General features: G+C 60.3%; 13 protein-coding genes. 3 read left to right on the top strand and 10 right to left on the bottom strand.

Annotated features, from left to right (window positions below):
- Positions 1-77: 77 nt before the first annotated feature.
- Entirely contained in the window at positions 78-3,833 is a 3,756-nt protein-coding gene (locus LPC22_RS02995) for an RCC1 domain-containing protein (protein WP_229131940.1), read from the bottom strand.
- Between the two features lie 166 nt (positions 3,834-3,999).
- Between LPC22_RS02995 and LPC22_RS02990 the strand changes: the two genes are divergently transcribed.
- A complete protein-coding gene (locus tag LPC22_RS02990; protein WP_229131938.1) occupies positions 4,000-4,356 on the top strand; it encodes a chorismate mutase in 357 nt (118 codons plus the stop codon).
- A gap of 65 nt (positions 4,357-4,421) precedes the next feature.
- Here LPC22_RS02990 and LPC22_RS02985 read toward each other — a convergent pair whose 3' ends face one another.
- From LPC22_RS02985 to LPC22_RS02965, 5 genes are all read right to left on the bottom strand, one after another.
- Complete coding sequence (locus LPC22_RS02985) at positions 4,422-9,911, bottom strand: RCC1 domain-containing protein (RefSeq protein ID WP_229131936.1); 5,490 nt, start codon at positions 9,909-9,911, stop codon at positions 4,422-4,424.
- 322 nt (positions 9,912-10,233) lie between these two features.
- Positions 10,234-12,975, bottom strand: coding sequence for a valine--tRNA ligase (gene valS / locus LPC22_RS02980; RefSeq protein ID WP_229131934.1), 2,742 nt, complete (start codon positions 12,973-12,975; stop codon positions 10,234-10,236).
- Between the two features lie 44 nt (positions 12,976-13,019).
- Entirely contained in the window at positions 13,020-14,552 is a 1,533-nt protein-coding gene (locus LPC22_RS02975; RefSeq protein ID WP_229131933.1) for an ABC transporter substrate-binding protein, read from the bottom strand.
- Between the two features lie 10 nt (positions 14,553-14,562).
- Complete coding sequence (nth, locus tag LPC22_RS02970; RefSeq protein ID WP_229132318.1) at positions 14,563-15,210, bottom strand: endonuclease III; 648 nt, start codon at positions 15,208-15,210, stop codon at positions 14,563-14,565.
- 61 nt (positions 15,211-15,271) lie between these two features.
- Positions 15,272-16,102, bottom strand: a complete 831-nt coding sequence (locus LPC22_RS02965) for a winged helix-turn-helix transcriptional regulator (protein WP_229131932.1) — start codon at positions 16,100-16,102, stop codon at positions 15,272-15,274.
- A gap of 160 nt (positions 16,103-16,262) precedes the next feature.
- Between LPC22_RS02965 and LPC22_RS02960 the strand changes: the two genes are divergently transcribed.
- Complete coding sequence (locus LPC22_RS02960; protein ID WP_229131931.1) at positions 16,263-16,925, top strand: hypothetical protein; 663 nt, start codon at positions 16,263-16,265, stop codon at positions 16,923-16,925.
- 1 nt (position 16,926) lies between these two features.
- Here LPC22_RS02960 and LPC22_RS02955 read toward each other — a convergent pair whose 3' ends face one another.
- The 4 genes from LPC22_RS02955 to LPC22_RS02940 all read right to left on the bottom strand — a co-directional run bounded on the left by LPC22_RS02955 (position 16,927) and on the right by LPC22_RS02940 (position 19,492).
- Positions 16,927-17,490, bottom strand: a complete 564-nt coding sequence (locus LPC22_RS02955; RefSeq protein ID WP_229131930.1) for a manganese efflux pump MntP — start codon at positions 17,488-17,490, stop codon at positions 16,927-16,929.
- A 266-nt stretch (positions 17,491-17,756) separates the two neighbouring features.
- Positions 17,757-18,401 (bottom strand): DUF421 domain-containing protein, encoded by a 645-nt coding sequence (locus tag LPC22_RS02950; protein ID WP_024626892.1) that lies wholly within the window; start codon positions 18,399-18,401, stop codon positions 17,757-17,759.
- Positions 18,402-18,404: 3 nt separating this feature from the next.
- Positions 18,405-18,851: a DUF3290 family protein gene (locus LPC22_RS02945; protein WP_121915011.1), complete on the bottom strand. Its 447-nt coding sequence runs from the start codon at positions 18,849-18,851 to the stop codon at positions 18,405-18,407.
- Positions 18,852-19,000: 149 nt separating this feature from the next.
- The gene (locus tag LPC22_RS02940) at positions 19,001-19,492 is read right to left on the bottom strand and encodes an inorganic diphosphatase (RefSeq protein ID WP_024626890.1); all 492 of its coding nucleotides are present in this window, start codon (positions 19,490-19,492) and stop codon (positions 19,001-19,003) included.
- A gap of 157 nt (positions 19,493-19,649) precedes the next feature.
- On the opposite strand from LPC22_RS02940, the gene LPC22_RS02935 reads away from it, so the two are divergent.
- Complete coding sequence (locus tag LPC22_RS02935) at positions 19,650-23,543, top strand: LPXTG cell wall anchor domain-containing protein (RefSeq protein WP_229131929.1); 3,894 nt, start codon at positions 19,650-19,652, stop codon at positions 23,541-23,543.
- Positions 23,544-23,949: the final 406 nt, after the last annotated feature.

The raw sequence follows: 23,949 nt of genomic DNA, 5'->3' as shown, positions 1-23,949 counted from the left end.
ACAAGACACCTGTTTAGGGCGATGATCTATTCGAAGCCTGTCAGCCAAGGTTTTTCATAGTGTCGTCCCTGCCCCTGTCATGCTGCCATTTTGTTCTCCTGCCGATGGAATCTGGCAGCCATGGCGGCTCCCATGCCCAACAGGCCAGCTATGATCAGCAGGATCACGCCCGTGCTGCCGGTCAGGGGCAGGATGGCCAGCTGGTCGTAGGTGTAGGGCAGGGTCTGATCCTTTTGATCCACGCCTACCAGGCTCCATTGAATGACGGTATCCACCTGCCCGGGCCTGTAACGCGGTGTGACTGCCGACCAGGTGCCGTTCTGATACTGCGGGGTTCCCTCTGCGGACAGTCCGGCGAAGGTGACCGTCTTAACCTGGCTTCTAATCACAACAGCCTGTGGAGTCTTGCTGTTCAGGTCCGGTCCGGATTGGTCGTCGCCCAGCTGGCCGGCATCGTCGGCACCCCATCCGTAGGCCAGGCCGTCGGAGCCTAGGGCTAGTGAGCTCGGGTCGCCCGTGCTGACGGCAGTGAAGCTGAAATCTGTAGGCGCATCTTTGGGTTTGGCCAAGGATGTTGGGTCTGAGCCTTCTGTGGCATTGCTCCAGGTCAGGATCTGTCCATCGGAGCCCAGGGCGGAGGATGCTCCGGTGCCGGCGCTGATCTGCGTGATGGCAAACCCCGTCGGCAGTCCGTCGGGAAGGGTCAATAGGGCAGGGGTTTTCTTGTTCTCGCCCTTGACCTGTCCCCAGGTCCAGATGCGTCCTTGGGAGTCCAGGGCCAGCGCTTGGTGGTCTCCGGCGCTGATGGCGCTCATCTCGCCCGTCAATCCTTGAACGACAGACGGCGTGGGGTTGGCGCCGTCAGCGATCACTGGCAGGGAGGGATCGCCCAGCTGGCCGGAATCATTGGTGCCCCAGGCGTAGACTTGTCCATCCACGGTCATGGCTAGCGAATACCGGCTTCCGGCACTTATTGCCGTTGTGGCAGCCGGGATTCCGGTCACCATGGCAGGGCTGGTTCGCCCGTCTGGCGAGACGGTATCGCCGCCGGCATTATCCAGGCCTAGCTGGCCGTATTGGTTGGCGCCCCAGGACCAGACTCGTCCCTGGGAATCCAGAGCCAAGGCATGTCCGCTGCCGGCGCTGATGGACCGGATCTTGTCCGGCAGACCAGGTACCAGATGGGGCCGGCCTTGTGCATTCAGGGTGGAGTCGCCCAGCTGGCCAATGTCGTTGTTGCCCCAGGCGTAGACTTTCCCATCGGAACCTAGAGCAAGGCCATAATCCCGGCCTGCGCTGACCTGGGTGAAGACGAAGTCGGCCTCCGCCTTCTCGGGCATATCCACTCGGACCGGTATGGTGCTGGTGCTGCCCTTGGAGATGTTTGCGTTGCCCAGCTGGCCGCTGTCGTTGTTGCCCCAGGCGTAGGCCTTCCCGTCAGATCCCAGGGCCAGGGACCAGTGGGAACCGGCACTGACCTGGCTGAAGCGAATGCCTCGCAGGGCTGGCGGTGTCAGGGTGACCTTCGTTCCGCCCATCTCGGTTCCATGGTCTGGTGTCATGGTCCAGTTCTGACTCTCAGGGCTCCAGTGGGCCTTGAGCGTCATGGAGCTGGTGACTGGCTTGGAAAAGTCGTAAGCGGTCTTGCCTAGGAACCAGCCATCGAAGCGATAGCCGGCCTTGGTCGGATCAGTGCCGGGACGGACTGCTCGCTCTCCCGCTTCCAGACTCTGGCTGGGCGGCGCTGGTGAATCGCTCTCCGACTGGAAGGTTACACTCACCCCGCCCGACAGGTAACGGAAGGGCAGGTGGACCTGGGTCTGTTCTTGGTCGTTCAAGGTCCAGGTCAGGGTCACATCCACCAGCCCTGGGGCGTGCGGCGGGGTGGTAGCCGTCCAGGTCCCGTTCTTTTGTGCCTTCATTCCGGTGGTGATATCCGTTGTGTCGAATTGGAGTCCGGTCAGTTTTGCCGGCCAGGGGAAGGCGACCGCGGAGGGCCGGTTATGAAAGTTATCGCCGCTGGTGCCTTGACCCAGCTGGCCCTCGTCGTCACGTCCCCAGCTGTAGGTCTGGCCGTCGTCGCCGATAGCCAGATTAAAATCCTCGCCAGCGCTGATGCTGATCCAGTGCCGACCGGCAAGCTTTGGATCTTCCAAGCGTTCCGGAGTGGTCTGGGGGCTGTCTGCTGCAGAGGTCTTGCCGTCGCCCATTTGTCCGTAGGTGTTGTCGCCCCAGGTCCAGATATTGCCATCTGAATCCAGAGCTATGGCGTGATTGGAACCGTAATGGTGGCCACTAGCGATGGCGGTAATTCTGGTCCCCTGGGGGAAGCTGACCTGGACGGGGTCTTTGAACACCTCGGTCTTGCTGGCGCTTGACCCGTTGCCGATCTGGCCGTTTTCGTTCATTCCCCAGGTCCAGACCCTTCCCTGGTCATCCAGGGCCAGAGTGTTTTCGGAGCCGTCTGCGATGGCCACCACATGGACCTTATCAAGGCCGTTGATCTTGATCGGCGTATAGTTGCCTACGACCGCGCCGGCGGATGGATCCAACTGGTGGTAAAGGTTGCTTCCCCATGACCATACCGTGCCAGCGTCGTCCAGAGCTGTTGAGTAGTTCATTCCTGCCTGCACAGCTATGATTTTGTGGTTCTTATCGAATCCCTGGATGAGGCTGGGCGTGGAGTCGCATATGCCGTCGCACTTATGGCGGCCGGTTTCTCCTTCACTGCAGGTTCCCCAGCCATAGACGTTGCCATCCGATCCTATGGCCAGGGTGTGATTGTGACTGCCGGTGACGGCCTTGTAGGTGAATCCGGCCGGCGCTCCTTCAGGCAGCATTACCTTGACCGGGTATTCCGAATAGTTATGCATGCCGCTGTCAGCCACATTAGGGTTGCCCAAGGTCTTCAGATAGTTGTATCCCCAGGACCAGAGGGTGCCATGGTTGTCCAGGGCCATGCTGAAGAACCGACCAGCGTTGACGCTGACGAACCGAAAATCCTTGTCATTGCGGACTTCTTCGGGCCGGGGCACCCTTATGGGCGTTGACTTGTTGACAACAGTGCCATCGCCCAGCTGAGCACCACCATTATAGCCCCAGGCGTAGACGTTGCCATCCGATCCCAAAGCCAGTGAGAACCGGATGCCTGCACTGACCTGGCTGAAACGGACACCGGAGGGCGGGGGCGGGGTAAGGGTCACTCCGGTGCCTCCTGATTCGGGTCCCTCTTGCGGTTGCATGGTCCAGGTCTGGTCGGCGCGGGCCCACTTGGCTTTCAGGGTCAGGTTCGCATGCACAGGAGCGGAGAAGTCATAGGCTACCTTGCCTGCGAACCATCCTTCGAGAACGAATCCTCGGCGGGTGGGTTCAGGACTGGGGCGCGCAACCTGGGCGCCATCAGCCACAGTCGAAGTTGTCGGAGTTGCAGACTGCATGTTGTAGTCGAAAGTGACTGTGTGGCTGGTGGTATTCGATGGGGAAGAGGCGGTTGATGTTGGCTCCGAGGAACCTGCTGTGCCGGGCGAAGGCGAGGACGGCGAGGTGGGCGATGTGCTGGCGGCAGGCGCTGATTGTCCTGTTGCCGCCGCACCAGAGCCATTGGACAGGGTGGGCATGCCCGACGGCGACGATGAGGGACCGGGGGAAACCGAAGGAATCTGTCCGGGAGTGTTGGTTCCAGTGCCAATTGCTCCAGTTCCCTGAGTTTCGACTGCGGTCTCATTGGATTCCGGCGCTGCTTGACCGAATTGCAGACCAAGCATGCTGCAGACAACCAAGACGCAGCATAGGCTGACGAGCAGTGTGACGCGACGACTACGTACCATCTTCATGTGAAGGCATCCTCCCCCATGCGTCCGGCACTTGTATAGGCAGGTGTAGACGAACGAGACTCTCTCCCCAAGAGTCAATAATCCCATCCACTACAATAACACCAGTGTCACAGTGGTGGCAGGGCTTGTCGTAGTCGCCTAGGGAGCTTGATTAGACTGGTCTTTTATGAGCGATGCGAAGATGGAAACAGTGATCGATGACCAGGTGCAGAGCGGGGGTCCACAGGCCCAGGCTGCCCGCCAGGTGGAGGAACTGCGTGCCGATGTGGACACCATCGATGCCGCCATTGTCGCCATGCTGGCCGAACGGTTCAGGGTGACCCACCGCGTCGGGTTGCTTAAGGCGCAGGCAGGATTCGCCTCGGCGGATATGCGCCGGGAGAGCACACAAATAGCTACCTTGCGAGACAAGGCTGATGATTACGGGCTGGACCCGGATCTGGCTGAGGCCTATCTGCATCTGGTGGCCGATGCTGCCAAGCGCGACCACGAACGGCTGGCCGACCAGGCCAACTCACACTGAGGAAATTCATCGTATGGTCATGGCCGACGGCTCGGATCAATTCCTATGCCGTCGGCCACAAGGTATCAGCGAGTGCTGGTTAGAGTCTGACGAGCCATTTCCAAGTAATGCTGTCTTGCTGCCAGGACAGTCACCGTTATGAAAAGTCCGACAAGCAGCACGATGAGCAGACCCTGGCTACCGGTCAGAGGCAGAATATCCTTGTAGGTAAAGGGCAGATTCTCGGTTTGAGGGTTGCCTTGGCCCACATTCCAGGTGATGTTGACTGTTGTCCGGCCTGCCTTGAAGGCTGGGGTATAGAAGGTCCAGGTATTCCACGATCCCCATGCGTCGGCTGTACCGCTCCGGGTCAGTTCAAGAACTGCGGCAGTATCCGGATCCGTGCCGATTGTGACCGAGCTGATGGTCAATTGCGGCGGGCAGACCAAGGTGGCTGCCTTGACGGAAGTGCTGTCCAAATTGGTCCCTAGCTGTCTGCTGCTGTTGTCGCCCCAGCCATAGGCCATGTCGTTGGAGTCGATGGCCAGGACTTGGCGCTCGCCTGCACTGATCTGTGTGGTGCTGCCGTCCTTGCTCACCAGAACGGGGGATGCGCTGATGGATCCCGTGATGGAGACATTGCCCAGGGCGTTTTGACCGTTGTTTCCCCAGGTGTATATCTTCCCTTTGTCGTTGATTCCTGCGCAGAACCATCCTCCGGCGCTGATCTCGGTGGGTTTGAATCCATCGCTACCTCCGTCGGGATCGGCCACCAGGGTTGGTATTGCGGCATCATTGGTGTCTCCGGTGCCCAGTCGCCCGTCGGTATTCGCACCCCAGGCGTAGGCTTTGCCGTCTCTGCCAATGGCCAGGGAGTGCGAGCCTCCCGCGCTGACCTGGGTGGCGAAGAATCCTGTCGATCCGTCCTCGTATTGCATGGGTGAGGACACCGACACAGGAGTGGCCTGTGAGGCTTTGGCATTGTTGCCCAGTCTGCCGCTGTCGCCGTATCCCCATGCGTAGGTTTGCCCGCTTATGCCGATGATCAGAGAGTGCTGATATCCCGCACTGACCTGTCTGGCCTGGAATCCAGGACTGGTGGCACTTGCGTTGACGGCTACAGGAGCAGGGGCGTTCCCGGTCGTGTTGCCGTCGCCCACCTGCCCGCCGTTGCTCCTGTCCCCCCAGGCATAGACCTGATGATCCTTGCCGATGGCCAGGGAATGATAGCCGCCTGCGCTTACCTGGGTGTAGGCGAAGTCAGTACCTGCTCCGGAAGGCTTCTTCACTTGGACGGGCGTCGTATTGGTGCCGTCGGCAGCGCCCTTGCCAAGCTGCCCCCTGCTGTTGTCTCCCCAGGCGTATGCATTGCCGTCACTGCCGAGGGCCAACGAGAATCCATATCCTGCGCTTACCTGGGTGTAGGCGAAGTCGGTACCTGCACCGGATGGCTTCTTCACTTGGACGGGCGTCTTGCTGCTGTCCTTGCTACCGTTGCCGAGCTGTCCCGTGCTGTTGTTTCCCCAGGCGTAGGCGTTGCCGTCACTGCCGACAGCCAGGGTATGGTTTTTGCCTGTGCTGACCTGGGCGAAGCGGATGCCGCGCTGCGAGGGCGGAGTGATGGTGACCTGGTATCCGCCAGTGGATGGGCTGACAGTTGGGTCGACAGTAGTTGGAGCCGAAGGCGTCCAGTGCGCGACCAGGGTCAACGGGTCCGTGACTGGCTTACCGAAATCGTAGGCCACATTGGAACTGCCGTCATCCGCTTTGACGAACCACCCGTCAAAGAGGAAGCCCGTCTTGGCCACGGTCTGTCGGGGTATCAATTCGCCTTCCTCGATGTCCTTGCTTGTCCATGCAGCTCCAGTACCTCCCTCAGGGTCAAGCGTTATGCGCTTCTTGGTCCGATCGAAGGTGTAGTCGAATTGCTGTGTCTGCCTTGAGTCTCCGGTATCGTCGGCAATAGTCCATGTGATGGTGAAACTGGAGGGGCCGTACGGGTACGCGGGCGTGACGAAGGTCCAATCCTGGTTTGCATCCCAGGTGTCTTTGCCTGTCTGGGTCAGGTTCGTGGCTGGCTTGGTGCTGCTGGCCATGGTGCCGAAGATGACCTTAATCAGGGTGATCTGCGGCGACTGTGTGGTGCCAGGCACTGAGGTTGCCCCGGTTCGTCCGAGCTGGTTGTAGTAGCTGTATCCCCAGGTGTAGAGCAATCCGTCAGACCCGATGGCTGTCTGGTGATGGCTGGAGGTGGACACTGCGCGAGCCTTTATTGACTGAGCCAGGGTGATGGCTTTCGGATTGGTCTGCCATGCCGTATTATCGTTCACGCCGTTGCCCAGTTGGCCGTAGCCCTCCTTGCCCCAGGTGTAGATGCTTCCGCTGTCGTCTATGGCTTCGGATCCATCGTCGCCTGCGCTGATGGCGGTGATGCTGACAGCGTTGTCTCCGAAACTGATCGCGGTGGATCCTCTCGTGCTGACGTTGGTATCTGTAGTGGAGCCGATGGCGGTGCCGGAACCCCACCCATAGAGGTTATGATCCGTATCCAGTGCCAACACGTGTTGGTATCCCGCGCTGATGGCGATGTAGAACCGGGTATCAGGCTGTCCGGTGTTCAGGTCTTGGACACGTGTCGGAGTCGGATTGCCAGCAAGGGCGCCGTTGCCGAGCTGTCCCTTGGTATTTTCGCCCCAAGTCCAAGCATGGCCTTGACTGTCCAAGGCCGTGCCTGTGGTGAACCCTGCGCTGATGGCGATTATGTTGGACAGAGCCGTGACCTTGGTAGGGGTGGAATGGCTGTTCTTGTCTGAGCTGCCGATGCCGAGCTGGCCTTGAACGTTGTTGCCCCAGGTGTAGACTGTACCGTCCGAGGCCAGGGCCATGGCGTATGCCCGTCCCGCGCTGATTGCGGTGATTTTGGCATCGCCTGTCTGTGCCTTTACTGGTTCGTTGGAATTATCGGTAGTGCCGTTGCCGAGCTGCCCCTTACCGTTGCTACCCCAGGTGTAGACCGTGCCGTCTGAGGCCAGGGCCATGGAATAAGCGTCGCCGGCGCTGACGGCTATGAAGATTTTTCCTTTTATGGCATCATTTTCGGTAATCCGTACAGGTGTCGCCGCCGTGCCTGAGTTTTTGCTGTTCCCCAGTCCGCCGCTGGCCTGATTTCCCCAGGCGTAGACGTGTCCGTCAGAACCCACAGCCAGGGTGTGGTAGCGCCCGGCACTGGCCTGGGTAAACCTCACTGCTCTGGGCTTGGGGGGAGTCAGGGTGATTTTGGAGCCCCCGGTGTCGTCGCCATGGAGGGTATCCGAGGTTTTCCATTTCATGTCTGACGAAGACCAATGCGCTTTCAGATTCACCGGCTCGGTGACAGGACTGCTAAAGTCGTAGGCCACATTGGAGCTGCCGTCTGCCTCCTTGATGAACCAGCCGTCGAAGAGGAAACCTGCCTTGGTGACGGTGGGACGCGAAGCCTGCTTGCCTGCGGTGACGAACTGGTCCGAGGCTGATGAGCCTCCGTCCGAATCAAAAGTGACCTTCTGGGCAGTGGGTGTGAATGTATAGTTGCCGATGCTTTGCCCCTGCTGTGCAGCACCGCCAATGGACCATTGACCATCATTGATCCTGATCTTGGTGGTTCCGTAAGTGTGGTGCGGGGTAGTGACCGTCCATGGGGTATTTGAACTCCAGGTGTCGTCGCCTGCTGAGGTTCGGTTAATCGGGCTGTTGGTGTCGGTCTTGGCTACATCCGTCCTGCCGAAGGTCACCTTGGTCAGATCTATCTGGGGCGGGCCGACCGCTGCAGGCGTGGTCTGCGAACCGCTTTGAAGTCCCTTGCTACCCTGTCCCAGCTTGCCGTTTTTCGCTTCGCCCCAGCTGTAGGGGAGCCCGTCCGAGCCGATGGCCAGACTGTGCCGGCAGACATCGAATGCAGTGACCGTGACGCCTGTCAGGCTCACCTTGGTCATATCTGAATCTGATCTGGGGTCTGTGGTTCCGTCGCCCAGCTGGCCGCTGGAATTGCTGCCGAACATGTACAGGCTGCCTGCAGAGTCGACCATCGCAGAGGAGTAGTCCCCGGCGCTGACTGAAACAGGCGTCGCCGCTTCCGGGGGCAGACTTACCTGGCTGGGATAGAAGGAGTGGACGCTGTCGGCTTTGTCGCTCTTGGTCAGGGGATAACCCCAGTAGTACACCTTGCCTGTATTGCTCAGTGCCAGGACGTGCAGGTACCCTGCATCGATGTCGGTGTAGACAGTGCTGTCTGGGTTGCCGGTCGAGTCGCCGTAAATGCGCGATGGAGTGTAGACATTGGAACCACTGCTGGTGCCGTCCATGGTGCCGATGCTGAGCTGGCCGCCCTGGTTGCGTCCCCAGGCGTAGGCATGTCCTTGGCTGTCCAGCGCCGTTTGAAAATCGTATCCGGCACTGATGGTGGTGAAGGTGACGCCGGATGAAGAGACCGCTGCTGGTGAAGAGTTGACGTTGACGCCCGTGCGCCCGTTGCCGAGCTGGCCGTATTGATTGTCTCCCCATGTGTAGATCGTCCCGCTTGAGGACAGGGCCATGGCATGCCAGTATCCGGCGCTGATGGCGGTGATGGTGGCATTAAGATTCGCCTTTACCGGTACTGAAGAATTCGTGGTGGACCCGTTGCCGAGTTCGCCGCGACTGTTGTCGCCCCAGGTGTAGACGGTGCCGTCCGAGGCTAGGGCCATGGAGAATGTGGTTCCCGCGCTGACGGATATGAAGGTCTTTCCCTTGATGGCCTCGTTTTCAGTGATCCGCACCGGCGTGTTTTTGTTGATTGTGGTGCTGTCGCCAAGCTCGCCCTTGCTGTTGTCGCCCCAGGCGTAGACGTGGCCGTCCGAACCTACGGCCAGGGTGTGGTCGTGGCCGGCGCTGACCTGTGCAAATCTCACTCCTCTGGGCTTGGGGGGAGTCAGGGTGATTGCAGAGCCCCCGGTGTCGCCACCGCTGACGTCGGATGTCGTCCACTGGGCGTCGTTGACCGACGACCAATGGGCCGTCAGCGACTGCGTGCTGGTGACCGGCTTGCCGAAGTCATAGGCCACATCGGAGCCTTTGAGGAACCATCCGTCAAACAGGTAGCCTGATTTGGTGACGGTAGGAGGGGATGCCAGATGACCTGAGGTTACTGTTTGGCTCAGGGCTGGCGAGCCGGATACCAGCGAGCCCCCGTCAGGCTCGAAAGTGAGGGTATATGAGGATGAATCCCTGGTCTGGGGTGACTTGTCTCTCGGTGAGCTGTCCCTGAACGGTCTGTCTGCCTTTTTGCTGTTGAATGGTTGGACGGCCTTGAATGGTGAAGGATTGTTACTGGCCAACGGTGACGGTGAGGCGGTCGGGGCAGCGGCTCCAGCCTGTGCCTCACTGCCTGCCCGGAGCAATGGACTTGCGCTGCTGTCAGGATTGGGCGAGGGCGATTCTGTGGCAGATGCAGGTGTCATATCGCCGGTGGTTGCGTATGCGCCTGTTGATGCTCCGATCAGCGCCAGCCCAATCATGGCTGTCAACGTCACCAGTCTGCGGATGCCATGAGCATTCCCCATTCGACTCTTCCTCCCCAAGCGTGCCGATTCCCCAGGTTGTGGCCCCAAAATCTGCGTCCATGCACACTAAAATAAAGTCCCTCTATAACTTTTACTGTAGCATTACAATCTTCGGGTGGTTTAGAGTGTTGTGGTCAGGGTGTTGCAGGGCAAATTCACTGCAAGAGGCATGCTGTTGATTATGGAAGCTGTACTTTTTGCATGAACGACGATGGCTTGACTGGCATTGCAGATTGTCGTTGTCACCAGTGACACGGATAAGAAAACCGAGGCGGTGCTTATGGCTGAACCGCCTCGGTTGTATTGGGGAATTGTGTGGAGCCTACTTGCGAGGCTTCTTGGCCGGGGGCTCGCCCAGCTGGCTGGCTGTTACTCGGATGCCCGCTTCATCCTCGCCGGCTCCCTTGGTCTCGGGCTGCGTGGTCTCCTCGACCAGATTTAGATCTCCGGTGACCCTGCCCGCTTCGGCTATGTCGTCCAGGGCGGCCTTGACGGCTTCCAGACCCTCCGGTGCCACACTCAAGGAGGCAGAGAGGATGGGGGTCTTCATGGAGACCTTGGCCTCGGACTTGATCCGTCGCAGTGAGGCCAAGGCCGTGCCTGCCCAGGCCAATAGAGCCGGATCCTGGCCCTGGGCAGCTGCCCGGTAGGATTCTGGGCGTGGCCAGGAGGCCCGGTGCACCGATCCGTCTCCCTGGTGCATCCACTGCCAGGCTTCCTCGGTGGCGAAGGGCAGGAAGGGGGCCAGGAGACGGTCGAGAGCGTCCAGGACCAGTCCCAGGGTCGTGCGGGCACTGAGCACCTGGGCCTCATCAGGGGTCCTGCCAGTGGCATCAGCAGTTCCGTAGGCCCGGTTCTTGGCCAGCTCGATGTAGTTGTCGCAGAAGTCCCAGAAGAAGGACTCAGTGACCTCCAGGGCCTTGGAGTGCTCGTAGGATTCCAGAGCCTTGGTGGCCTGGTCGATCACCTGAGCAAGGCCGGCCAGGACCGCCCGGTCCAGCGGAACCGTGACATCAGCAGGGTTCCAGGTGGCCTCCGCTGCCTGGGTGACCTTATGATTCTCATCCTCCCGCCCGATGGCCAGGGCGAACTTGACAGCGTTAAGGAGCTTGACAGCCAGGCGGCGGCCAATCTTCATCTGCCCCTCATCGTAGGTGGCGTCCAGGCCCAGCCGGGCGCAGGATGCCCAATAGCGCACAGCGTCGGCGCCATACTTTTTGATTGGCTCGTCCGGCACCACCACATTGCCCTTGGACTTGCTCATCTTTTTGTGGTCCGGATCCAGGATCCACCCCGACAGGGTGGTGTCACTCCAGGGCAGGCAGCCGTTTTCCAAATGGGCACGGTCCATTGAGCTGAAGAGCCAGGTGCGGATGATGTCCTGGCCCTGGGGGCGCAGATCCATGGGGAAGGTGGCCTTGAAGAGGGCCTGGTCCTGCTCGCCCGGCTCGGCCCAGTGGGTCACGATCTGGGGTGTCAGGGAGCTGGTGGCCCAGGTGTCCATGATGTCCTTCTCGGCCGTGAAGCCGCCGGGCTGGTCGCGCTGGGATTCCTCGAAGCCCTCGGGCACATCGCTGCTGGGATCGATGGGGAGCCTGTCCTCGGCCGGGGTGATGGGATGGGCGTAGTCGGTCTCGCCGTTCTCCTTGACCGGGTACCAGAGGGGGAAGGGAACGCCGAAGAAGCGCTGGCGGGAGATCAGCCAGTCGCCGTTCAGTCCTTCGACCCAGTTGTTGTAGCGCACCCGCATGAAGTCCGGGTGGAAGTTGAGTTCCTTGCCTCGCTCCAGCAGCTCCTGGTTCAGTTTCTGATCGGTGCCGCCGTTGCGCAGGTACCATTGGCGGGAGGTGACGATCTCCAGGGGCTTGTCGCCCTTCTCGTAGAAGTTGGTCATGCGCTTGGTGGGCTTGGGCTCGCCGTCCAGGTCGCCGGACTCGCGCAGAGCGTCGACGATGATCTTGCGGGCTGAGAAGGTGGTCTTGCCTTCGGTCTGTTCGAAGATGCGCCGTCCGCCTTCATCAGTGATCCAATCTGGCACGTCCATGACGATTCGTCCGTTGCGCTGAATGATGGACCTGGTGGGCAGGTTCAGATCCCGCCACCACTGCACGTCGGTCACGTCGCCGAAAGTGCAGCACATGGCGATGCCGGCGCCCTTGTCCATCTCGGCGGCGGGATGGGCCAGGATGGGCACCTCCACCTTGAACAGGGGGGAGTAGACCTTCTGCCCGAAGTACTTCTGGTAGCGCTTGTCGTCCGGGTGGGCGATCAGGGCACCGCAGGCTGCCAACAGCTCAGGCCTGGTGGTCTCGATGTATATCGGCGTGCCGTCCGCGAACCGGAAGGCCACGCGGTGATAGAAGCCGTCATACTCGCGCGACTCCAGCTCGGCCTGGGCCACGGCGGTCTGGAAGGTCACGTCCCAGAGTCCGGGGGCCTCCTTCTGGTAGGCCTCGCCCCGGGCCAGATTCCGAAGGAAGGCCTTCTGCGCCACCCGGCGGGGATGTTCGCCGATGGTGTGGTAGGTCTGCGACCAGTCCACCGACAGGCCCAGCGACCGCCAGAGCTGCTCGAAGAGCTTCTCGTCCTCGGCGGTCAGTTCCTCGCACAGTTCGATGAAGTTCTGACGGGAGACGGGCACCTGATCCTTGGCGCTGATTTTCTTGCCCTTGGTTCCGTGGAAGGGGGGCTTGAAGTCCGGATCGTACTTGAGCGAGGTGTCCACGCGAACCCCGTAATAGTTCTGGACCCGCCGCTCGGTGGGCAGGCCGTTGTCGTCCCAGCCCATGGGGTAAAAGACATCGTAGCCCTGCATCCGCTTGAACCGGGCGATCACGTCGGTATGGGTGTATGAGAAGACGTGTCCCACATGCAAATGCCCCGAAACCGTGGGCGGCGGGGTATCGATGGAGTAGACGCCGGAGCGCTCGCGGGTGTTGCGGAAGCGGTAGACGCCGGACTCATCCCAGTCGCGGCACCACTTTTCCTCCAGGCCATCCACGCCCACCCTGTCAGGCAGGGGGGTCAGATGGGCATTGACGATTCCTTGGTGTTCAGCAGACATACCAGCATTTTATGGACGAATGGTGACAAGGGGTCCCGGTCTCCTCAACCCTTGATATGCAGGTTCCACAGGGGCAGGTAGCGGTCCAACAGCGAGCTGGGCATACCCTGGAGTCGGGGAGCGCTCAGGACCAAGGGTGTGCGCTCATAAAGCCAGTCGCTGGGGGAGAGGTCGCTGACCTGTCGGGCGAAAGCCCGCAGCCGCTCGGCATAGGTGTTCTGGTCGGTGCTGGCCTTGACCTGCTTCCAGGATTCCTGGACCTCGGTGTTGTCGAAGAGCATGGTGGCGTTGGGGTCGGCGAAACGGCCGATCTCGTCATTGTCCATGATCAGCAGGGCCATGTCGTAGTCGTGACGGGTGAGCACCTGGTCGCGGAATACAGCCTGATCCACCATGGAGACCTGGGTGGGGATGCCCACCGCCTTCAGCTGCGTGCTGATCAGATCGCCCACCTGGCTGCCGAATTCCTGGGGATAGACCAGGCGCAGGCCGCCGTGATAGTAGGACTGGGCATAGTAGGAGGCTCGACGAGCCGCTTGGACACGGTCGAATGGGAAGGCCTGCAGACCGGGATCATAGCCTGGGCTGAGCGGGTTGAGTGGTCCACCCAGCGCCTTGGCTGCGCCGCCTTCCAGATCGGCCAGCGCCTGGCGGTCCAGGGCGTAGCGAACGGCTTCGCGCACATGTTGGTCGGACAGCAGGCTGGATGCCTCGTTGTTGAAAGCCAGGACCACATTGTTTGTGCTGGGTGTTGCTGTCGGAGCCTTGCCAGCTTGCTTGGCGGTAGCCGGATCCATGTCCACTACAGCGTCCAGACGTCCCTGGTTCAGATCTTTGACGGTCTGCTCGGGGCTGCCGGCATAGCTGAAGATGACCTTGTGGATGGCGGCCTTGTCCGGGCCCCGGTAGGACTTGTTGGTGGTCAGGGTCAGGCTGGCTCCCGGCTGCCAGTCATCCACTTGATATGGGCCTGATCCGGCCGATTGGGTGGAGTAGTTGACGCGGGCCTGGCGATCGTAGACAATACCGGCCCGACCGCTCAGAGCGGTCAGCAGATGGGCATCCGGGCTCTTCAGTCTGATCACCAGGGTGGCATCATCCGGGTTGGTGACCCTGGCCAGGTCATCCAGGTCCTGATGGCCCTGATGCTGATGATCGAGGATCTGCCGCAGGGACCAGAGGGCATCCTCTGAGGTCAGCTGGCGTCCGTCGGCGAAGCGGGCATCATTGCGCAGATGAAAGGTGTAGAGCAGCCCATCGGCGGAGATCTCCCAGTTCTGGGCCAGTCCAGGAGTCGGTCGACCTTGGGCGTCGGGCCTGGTCAGGGTCTGGTAGACGTTGCCTATCAGGGCCTGGTCCGTGGCCCGGCCGGGCTCGGTACGGATGTCCAAGGAGACGGGGGCCTGCCGGGCCCGGATGTGCACTACCTGGCCCGAACCTCCAAGGTTCCAGGGCAACCGCCAGCCTCCCCGGCCAGTCAACAACGGCCAGGCCATGTAGGTGCCCGCGGTCAGGACCGCCAGTACCAGGATGAAGATGATTCCGGAGCTGATTCGTCTGTGTCTGCCGCTTGCCATGGTTTTGATTCTATCGAGAGGCCGGTCCGGCCAGGAGCTCGGCGCTGGGACATGTCTCGGCCAGTGGGCAGTGCAGGCAGTCAGGCTTGCGGGCGTGGCAGGTGGCCCGGCCGTGGAGGATCAGCCTGTGCGATAGATTGGTCCAGTCCTCGGGCGGGAAGCAGTCGCAGATCTCATGCTCGATCTTCACCGGATCGGGATGGGTGCTGCGCCAGTCGGTCCGCCAACGCAGGCGGCCGGTGACCCGGGTGACGTGGGTGTCCACAGGGAATCCAGGAATGTTGAAGGCATTGCCTAGGACCACGTTGGCGGTCTTGCGCCCCACGCCAGGTAGGCTGGTCAGCTCCTCCATGGTCTCAGGGACCTTTCCGCCGTAATCCTCGGTCAGCATCAGGGAGAGCCCCAGCAGGTGGCGGGCCTTGGCGTGGTAGAAGCCTACCGGATGGATGATGGCCTCCAGCTCGGCCGGCTGGGCCTGGGCCATGGTTGCAGGGTCGGGGTAGCGCTCGAAGAGTTCGGGGGTCACCGAATTGACCCGCTTGTCGGTGGTCTGGGCGCTCAGGACCGTGGCCACCAGCAGTTCGAAGGGGTTGCGGAAGTGCAGGGCGCAGACCGCCTCGGGAAAGACTTGGCAGAGGATGCGGTATTCCTCGTGCATGCGGGTCAGGCGCTGGGCTTTGCTCTCCCTGCCTTGGTGGTGCTTTCGATTGGATGATGCATCAGTCACTATGATCGGTTTTCTTCTTCTTGGCATTTTTGGATTGTTCGGACTGGCTGTCATTTTGCTCGGCGGTATCCGGTTCGCTTCCTGCATCTGTCGTGGCCTTGGGAGCCTGGGCCGTTCTTCCCGATGAGGGCGGGTCGAACCGGTATCCCACATTGCGGACCGTGCCGATCAGGTGCTCGTACTCGCTGCCCAGCTTGGCCCTGAGCCGCCGCACGTGTACATCCACCGTTCTGGTGCCGCCGTAGTAGTCATAGCCCCAGACCTCCTGGAGGAGCTGTGCCCTGGTGAAGACCCTGCCTGGATGCTGAACCAGGTATTTGAGCAACTCGAATTCCTTGTAGGCCAGGTTGATGGGACGGCCGTGGATTCGGGCCGTGTAGCTTTCGGTGTCCACAACCAGGTCACCCGAGCGGACCTGGCCAGTGGGTACCTGATCCTCCGCCTCTTCCGGCTGGGCATCCGGCTTGCGTGTCGGTGTCACGCGCTGACAGACCAAGCGCAACCGGGCCTCGACCTCGGCGGGTGATGCGGACTGAATGATCACATCAGCTACACCCCAGCTGGCATTGACCACGGTGAAGCCACCCTCGCTCAGAATCAGGATGATGGGTGTGGACAGGCCCGAGGCTCGGGTCAGGTTGCAGAGGGTCTTGGCCTCGGCCAGGTCGTCGCTGGCGTCGATCAGCAGCACGGTATCCTCGGGCATTCTTACCAGGGATGCGGCATCCAGGGGCAGGACGCGCACTCGATGGGAGAGCAGGGCCAAGGCGGGCAGAACCGATGCCGGGTCCTCGGCGCAGGTCATCAGGGTCAGATCCGTCACGGGGGTACCTTCTTCCCTGTCCGTTCGTCCATAGCGGTGGATTCGTTGAACAGTCGTCATCATTGTACAATCGGCCCGTCACAGGGGCTCCGAGTTCACAGGATGGCCTTGCCCTAGGATGTGACGTATGGCTCCCCGACGGGGACAGGCAGGAGGATCCATGGCGCAGACCGTAAAAGAAACCCGGGATGGGCGCGCGCCCGCCCTGACGCAGCTGATGGCCCTGGCGGCCCTGATTCTGCCGGGCGTGGCGACGGGCTTGCTGGCCGAGCCTCGGGTCGCTCGATGGGTGCAGGCCGTTCTGGTTTTGGTACTGGCATCGGCCCTGTTAGCCTCTTGGCCCCTGGTGGGTAAAGGCATCCGATCCGGTCCTGACCGAGCCATGTCCGGCCTGCTGACCTTGGTTGCTCTGGTGCCGGCCCTGGTCGTACAGGGGCCTGGTGCCCTCTGGGCCTGGCTGTCGACTGCGGCATTCCTGCTGGCCCTCCTGGCCGTGTTCATGTTTGTTCGGCAGATGCTGCGTCGGGACAGGCGGATGGTCATTCGGGGCATTTCTGCAACCGCCATGGGCGGGGTGACCGCCGTCGCTGCCTCGGGGTGGGTCTTCCTGCCAGAGCTGATCAGAGGCCTGCGACCTGACCTGATGCTGATCCTGGTGGTGCTTGTGGCCTTGCTGCTGCTGGTCGGGCTCATGACCTCGGGCTATCGCTGGGCCCAGGAGGCAGCTGATCGGCGTGGGGCCGTTGGGCTGGCGCTGATGTCGGTTCTTTTGGCCGGATCCATCGTGGCCCTGTCCGTCATGGTCTTGCAGACGACGTTCTGAGTCAGGTATTCATCAGGTGATCCAGAAGGATCTGGATGCCCATAACGATCAGAATAATGCCGCCGGCGATTCTGGCAGGCTTGCGCCAGCGGGACCCGACCGCGTATCCGATGCGCAGCCCCAGAATGGAGGCGGCGGCCGTCACCAGCCCGATGACCAGTGCGGACAGCCAGATGTTGATGTCCAGCAGGGCCAGGCCCGCGCCCACTCCGAATGAGTCGATGCTGGTGGCGATGGCCGCAGGAAGCATCTGCCGCCAGGAGAAATTCTCCTCGCCGTCCGCTCCCTCCTCCTTGCCGTAGACGCCCTCTCGGATCATGTTGACCCCGATGGCTGAAAGGATGCCGAAGACAATCCAGTGATCCACAGCGGCCAGGGAGCCCTGCAGCATGGAAGCGGCGAAGTAACCCAGCAGGGGCAGCAGAGTTTGGAATCCGCCGAACCAAAGTCCGACCAGCCAATGATGGCGCGCCCGCAGTCGGTCCACGGACAGCCCCTTGCTGATGGAGACGGCGAAGGCATCAGAAGATACACCTAAAGCGATAAACAACAATCTCAAGAACACGGCATTCCTTGAAAGGGTTCATCCCTGGTGGGATGGGCCTCGACCAGGTCTCCTCAAACCCGCCTACGCCTCGGGAGCGTCCAGCGCGGAACTGCCGATTGGAATCGGCTTTGAATTCGTTGAATGCCGTTCACATGCTACGCCATAACAATATGGACATAGATTTTACTTGTCAGCGCTGTGATAATCAAGCATGACAGGCTATCGCATCGGCCGTTTAATGAGCCATGGTCACAGTCAGACTGCCCCCTGCCGCATGGACGGCGCTACTGATCCTGGTAGGTGACGGCGTAGAACTCGCCGTTCTGGAAGCGGGCCATGTATACATCGCTGACCTTGTCTATGCCCTGTTTGGCCAGTTGCTCGTTGAGCCAGTCCTCGTCCCGTCCCATGGTATCCAGCACGTCGGGATTGACCCGTCCGTCCATGACCACCGGATAGCGCACGTCCTTGTCGCCCTCGGAGATGATGGTCAGGCTGCCGTTCTGCTCGACAATACCCCGTTTGACATCGCGGATGTCGTTGATGCCCTTGGTGCGCAGCTTGAAGTCCACCTCCTTGGCTGTCAGGTTGACCTTGAGGCAGTTCTGGACCAGCAGTTTGCCGTTCTTGATGATGGTGACCGGTTCGCCGTCAATGTACTTGCCCACTGCGTGGATATGGGTCTTGGCGTATCGGGTGATGAGGATCAGCGCCGCCCATATCAGCAGGATGACGATGTACTGGGCCATGGAGATGCTGTCGCTGTAGATGACCCCGCCGATGATACCGCCCAGGACGTAGTTCTGCAGCTGGTCCATGGGCGAGGTGGGCGCTAGGTTTCCCTTGCCGGTCACATTGATGAGCAGGGTGATGAAGAGCAGTCCGACGATCAGCTTCAGGGCCACGTTGACGTAGAAATTGATATCCATGGGTCACTCTCCGATCACGGTGATGTCTGGGTGGTACAGGTCGGCGCGCTGCAGCAGGAACTCGGAGCCGGAGCTGTTGAATACCAGGGTGTAGTAGCCCTTGGGGGTCTTGATGATCATGTCGTTGTTGCGCGAGGTGTCGTTGATACTGATTTGCTCAGGCTTGACCTTGAGTTTGGCGGCGGACTTGTCGATGACCGTGGTAAGCTGACCGCTCTGCAGGCTGGCTGTGCGCAGATTGGTGTAGTCGCTGTACTGGATGGCCGCCGCCAGCAGAAGCAGGGTGGCCAGGATGATGGACAGATCCTTGTACTTATGGTTCCAACGGTGGCGGGAGTACATGAACAGGAAGAAGAGAAAGGCCAGGGCCAGAACGACGACCACGATGATCCTGATCATGGTCCAGTTGGTCTGCCCACCCTTGAGATATTGGTACGTATAGAAAGTCATAGCCGCTCCTGCCCTTGCGCGCGCACCCGCAATTGGCAATCGTAGACGGCCAGACGTGTTTTGGGAGGATTTGGGCATGCAAAACCCCGGTTCAGGCGCTCGATTGGGCCCTTGCCGGGGTGGTTGTGACCGCTAGTCGGCCCTGGAAGTCAGTGCTGTTCGGCCAGGCGCTGGCGTGCAGCCTTGATCTGGGTCTCGGCGGCCTCCGCGTTGGTCCAGTAGTCGCCGGGCATGACCTCCTTGCCTGGCTCCAGGGCCTTGTACTGCTCGAAGAAGTGCTTGATCTCCTGCTTGTGGAAGTCGGAGACGTCGTCGATGTCTTTGATGGCATCGTAGCGGACGTCAGCGGGAACGCAGAGGACCTTGTCGTCCCCGCCAGCCTCGTCGACCATGTGGTAGAGACCCACGGCGCGGCATTCGACGATGCAGCCCGGGAAGACCGAATCGGGAATCATGACCAGGGCATCCAGGGGATCGCCGTCCTCGCCCAGGGTGCCGTCGATGTAGCCGTAGTCGTCGGGGTAGCCCATGGAGGTGAAGAGGGTGCGGTCCAGCCTGATGTGGCCGCTGTCGTGGTCCATCTCATACTTGTTGCGGGAGCCCCGAGGAATCTCGACCAACACGTCGAATGTCTCTGCCATTGTCCTGTCTCCTTTTCGGTCTGGACGGCATAGGAATGTCTCATACACAGCATAACCGTCCCGGGGCACATTCGACCACAGTGCTTCGCTGACGCTCACGCCTGCTCGGCGGCCGCTCATACTCGATTCATGGGGTGGGCGAAGAGTGAGGACAAGTATGAACAAGCGCAGATGGACGGGTCTGCTGGCGGCCTTGGCTGCATTGGTGACCCTTGTAGGCCCGGCGGCCCCCGCCATGGCCGGCGGTGGATCAGGGCATTCGGGCGGCGGTGCTGAAGGCAATGGCCGGTTTTGGCAGGGCTGGACCTACAAGGATGACGACCAAGGCTCCTTCGGTGGCTATGAGATGGGCAGCATCGACAGGGCCTTCTCCAAAATGGGGATTGTAGATGGCGGCAATGCCACCACTGCTCGGGTCAAACGCCAGGCTCTGGATGAGGCCAACGGCAACTGCCAGGCACGCTTTAACGAGGCCCATGCCGACGAATCCGGACAAAGCCACTGCCGGGTGACCGGCGTGGGTGTGGTCACGGGCTACCGCGGCTCTCAGCGGGTCTTCGATGGGGTGAGCATGGCCATCCACAGCATATGGATGGACAACTGGCGAAACCAGGTGGCCAACCGCACCTTCAGCAACCGTGGGGTGACCTATCGGACCGGCGAACCTTTTTGGGATCAACCCGGAGACAACCTGGACAAATTCGCTGACATGTACGCCGGCAACGAGCACAGCATCTCCCTGGTGGTCTTCATGCTCAATGACTATGAGCCAAAACCGGCCGATCTGCCGCCGAATCCACCCGACAAGAAAGTGGATCCTGGCACCAGCGCGGATGGAATGACCAATCGCACCCGCATCGAGACTGGAACCGGTCGGGGCGGTCGCGAGTTGACCTTCAGCGATGTCTTTGATCCCCAAGGTAAGCAGTACCGTGTCAGCGGGCAGAAGGTCAAAGACCTGACCAGCGGCGAGGATCTGACCAGCAAATTCGCTTTCAACACGGCCGATGGAAGCAGACCGCCCGGCAATAGGGCTACAGCCACCTGGAAGGGCGGGACTCTGCCTGAGGAGCATCAATGGGTATGGCAGCTGGATGTGACTGTCGAGCAGCCGGATATTGGGGTCATCCTGGACTGTGGAAAAGTCCGCTGGAAGGGCACCGTCCGTCAGGTTGATCAGTCGACCCCTGAACGCCGCACTCCTACATGGAAGCCCAAACCCGACAAATCCTGGATTTTGCGCGATCCTGCTGCTGGGCTCTGGAAAGCAGTCATTGACCCTCAGTGGACCAACAAAACCGGTGCAGATGGACATGCCTTTCTGGACGGCGACAGAGTGGGGTCGGTGGTCAACGCCACTGTTGAAGCCCATCTGATTGAGGCTCCTAAGGTTTTTGCCCTGACTGACGACTGGAGCGCTGCCGACTATCTGGTTGATCAGGATGGCGCTCGGGCTATTCGCATCTTCGAGGTCGAGGCCAAGGCGGATGCAGATGGGCACTACCGCCGAAGCAGCATCCAGGACATTGTGGACAAGGGCAGGGATGTGACCGACCGTTTCGAGATCAGCGTGACCGGCACTCGGGCGCGGGCACAGTCCAAAAGTGGATGGCTGAAGGGTCTCAAGGGGATGGAGGATCCTAGGCAGGTCACCATGCTGGTTCCCTTTACGGTTCGCTTTGCCAACGGTGGTGGTGCATCCAAGGTTCGCAAGGATCTGGGCGGAACACCTGACCAGGAACTGACTTTCTGCAAGGCCCCGAACGGCCATGGCAGCCAGGGCGCGGCGCTGACCAACTCGGGTTCCCAGACTGTCAACACGCAGAGCGTACAGACCAACAAGCCGGGCATCTGCGGATACCTGCCTCCGGTGCGCAAGGATGTCATCTCGGAGGCCGGCCAAGGCGGGGAGCAGGCAAGTGTTGACGGCAAGGTGGTCTTTCCTGGTCAGCGGCTGGAGTATCAGCTGGATACCCAGCCCAGCCTGCCCGACAATCTGGCCTATCCTGTCAAATCAATCATCCTGACGGATGTCTACGATCGCTGGTTTTTGCCCGATAAGCAGACTCTTGAAGTGACTGATCTGCAGAGCGGCGACGTCATCGCCAAGACCGGATACGCCACAAAGTGGAAGGACAAGGAGCACAGCCTTCGGGTGACCATCACCGACCCCGCCCGGATCAGCCAGTGGCGTGCCGGGGGCAATCCCAGGATCCGCCTGCGTTTTGAAGGCAGGGTTGATCCCAAGGCTCCAACGGATCATCGTGTAGACAATCAGTGGGTACTGACGCTGAACAACTCGTTGACCCCCTCCAACCAGGTGAGCAATCCGCCGGCCGGCTTCCATCCCTCAAAGAGCGATGTCGGTGCGCATGATTCGGGCATCAGCATCGACGGCAAGGTGCTTTTTGTGGGCGACCGAGGGGCCTACCGGATCAGTCTGGACGCCCGTCGCAAAGACACCGCCTATCCGGTCTGGCGGCTGGGTATGACGGATGCCTACGACGCTCGCCATCTGGATATCAATTCCAAACATATCGAGGTTTTGGGTTCCGACGGCCGCGATTACACCAAGGCTTTCAATATCCAGGTGGAAAACGGTGTAGTCCTGGTCTTCGCCAAAACCGTGGATACCTATGTTCCTGCCACCGGCGTCACACTCAAAGGGGATCCCCAGCCTGCCGATCTGGCTGCCTATGCTGCTGCCCGCGGTCATAATCCCCTCAGAGAGCCGGCTATTGACCAAGGACTGCTCGGGCGCACCTACGATGTGGTCCTGCCTTACACGGTCATCCGCGCAGAATCAGGTTATGTAGTACGCAACCAAGCGACCCAGATCGTCAACGACCTGCATAAAGCGACCAACGTGGTTACCAATCCGGTCAAGTTGCTCAATCCCGCCAAGGATGTGGTGGTCGCCGTGGGCGGGAAAAGCGCACATGGCGGCAGCATCTACCGCGATCGGCTCTTCCTCTATCGTCTGGACTCCAGTCTGCTGCCGGCCGGAAGGGCTTACCCGCAAGTGAAAACCTGGCGGATTGAGGATCGGCTGGACCCCACGGTGGATCGATTCACTGGCCATTGGGCTGTCTACGCAACCCAAGACCTTTACGAGAACGGGCACATCCTGATTCATCATGGACAAATCATGGCCGGTTCGGATATGTCTGCAGATATCCATGGCGATCCCTTGTTTACGATGACCGCAGATCCTGCAGGTCTGGTCAAAGTAGAGGCCACATCGCGATATCTGGCTCTGGTTAGTGCTTCAGGCGACCGCCCGGTCGGCTGGAGGGCCTACCTGCAATGCAGGCGGCTGAAGAACGTGGAACGTCATGAGAATCGATTCACTGAGTTCTATCAGAACAAGACCCTGGTCTCCAACACAGTCTGGACCAGAACGCCCGATATGACTCCGGCTCTGCATATCGAAAAATTTGATAAGGCAGGCGGCATGCCCAAGGGTGATCGGGATCAGCCAGAGCAGGCTCTCAGGACTCATGAAGATGTCGCCATTGTCTTCCGAATCACCAATGATTCTCCTCGCGATCCCAGCGATGGGACCGGAGCCATCTTCCCCGCCCGGCAACTCCATTTGGAGGATCAGACGGTCGCCGGTCAGGGACGGGTGACCGGGATCCGCTATCCCGACAACTGGTCGACCCTGATGCTCCGACCTGGCCAGTCTGTAGACGTGCATGCCACAGTGACGGGCATATCAGGTATGCACACCGACAGGGCTCGGGTGGTAGGCAGTCCTCTGGTACCCTGTCCAGTGCAGGATCAGGCCTCTCTGCCTCAACTGGAGAATGGCCAAAAGGCATCTGGGCGAGCGGATTCGCACGGAGTGGTAGTCGATGGTCGCCGGTTCTGTGCCGATCGATCTGTCGAATCCAACAGTGATGATTGGAACGCTCTGAAAGTCGCGCTGCCTAAGACTGGATCTGCGGTGGTGCTTCCCCTGTCCCTCGCTGTTGCAACGGTCATGACTGGGCTTCTCATCTTCCAGTTAGTTAGGCAGGTGTCCGCCAAAAATCATAAGAGACAGTGACCCTGGAACGAGTACGGAGACTCGGCATACGTATCCTGGTCTATCGATTGGTCGCATTAGGCCGATCGGCAGACCAGGGGCGGCCGCGACCGGACGCAGGGCAGCAGGTCTAGTCGGCGCAAATATCGACCAGTTCCGGATGCAAGGTGGATTTGCCATCAGTCCGCCAGGCGAATTTTAGTTATTTTGACCATTTCCAGATATCTGCGAAGTTTAGGTTATTCCCGTCCTGAGAAGTTAGTAATGGGCCAAGTGAAAGTTTGACTGAACAAATGATCATGCTGTTGGTATTAAAGCATCCAATGACCAATGACTGAGTCAGGCGGCTGCTTGATGGATTGTCAGCTTCATGTTTGAGTGCTGCGGCTGCGTGCAAACGATAGTTTTCTGCATCTTGCAGCTAATC

Source organism: Bifidobacterium mizhiense (assembly GCF_020884755.1).
GTDB classification, from domain to species: domain Bacteria; phylum Actinomycetota; class Actinomycetes; order Actinomycetales; family Bifidobacteriaceae; genus Bombiscardovia; species Bombiscardovia mizhiensis.
The sequence above is the reverse complement of the archived record's forward strand: the minus strand, read 5'-3'. Positions and strand labels throughout refer to the sequence as shown.